The 784-nt window shown below is 60.3% G+C and carries 2 protein-coding genes; both read left to right on the top strand.

All coding sequences use genetic code 11. The features are described from left to right. Positions 1 to 248 precede the first annotated feature (248 nt). Complete coding sequence (locus tag BLX42_RS27050; RefSeq protein WP_256672128.1) at positions 249 to 491, top strand: hypothetical protein; 243 nt, start codon at positions 249 to 251, stop codon at positions 489 to 491. A gap of 150 nt (positions 492 to 641) precedes the next feature. Then, positions 642 to 784, top strand: a 143-nt coding sequence (locus tag BLX42_RS26495) for a DUF3077 domain-containing protein (protein WP_161872992.1), incomplete at its 3' end; no start/stop codon positions are given.

Here is a 784-nt window from a genome sequence, read left to right as displayed (position 1 = left end):
CAGCCGCCTGTTTTCCGTTGCGGTCGCCCTGCTGGCGCTCTAGTCTCGGCCTGTTGCTGCACGTCAGCGACATGGCTTTGACAGGCCGTAACGGTATGTAGGTAGGCAGCGCCTTCAATGGCGGCTGTGTGTGGGGCACGCTTGCGTGCGCCGGAACTTCCTATGTCCGCCGGTCTGTCAACCTGCACACAGCTGCCACCCAAACTGTTTGACAGCAGGATAGGTGCGCTTCCTCTGGAGATATAGGAATGTTAAAGATAGTCCCCGATCCACCCCACGCCCTTCACTCTCTCGAAGACACTCTCATCCAGGCCGCAGACTTCGCTAACTGCGCGCTAGCCGTTACGCATCAGGCAATGCTGGTTCAGCCGCGGTCGCCTGCGTCGGCCCTGATGNTGGCGTCGACACATGAACTCGAGTCGCTGCGTGTGCTGCTCGAGGCGGCATTGATTCAGGTCCAGATGCCGGCTGAGCCGCGAACGCTGCACTAAATCGACAACCCTGTGTTGCCTGGGCTGGCCCTATCGCCGGCAAGCCGGCTGCCACAGGTGCGCGGCATTGAGTGAGGCCGGTGTCGCGACAAAGGGCGCAGCTTACCCGCGAAGGTGCCCGCCCAGGCCCTGGATGCTTGGGAGAGATCAATGACTAGCGATGAGCCGAACGTAAAAACCACTGTAGGCAAGACCACGTTCTTTCAAGGTGAAAACCAGACCCATCCACTGTTTCGCATCGAAGCCGGCATTCCCTGCCAGGATGCCCGGGAGCAAGCTTCGGAACTGATGGG

The organism is Pseudomonas sp. SG-MS2 (assembly GCF_009933855.1).
Lineage (GTDB): Bacteria > Pseudomonadota > Gammaproteobacteria > Pseudomonadales > Pseudomonadaceae > Aquipseudomonas > Aquipseudomonas putida_E.
This window is presented reverse-complemented; position numbering and strand designations above follow the sequence as displayed.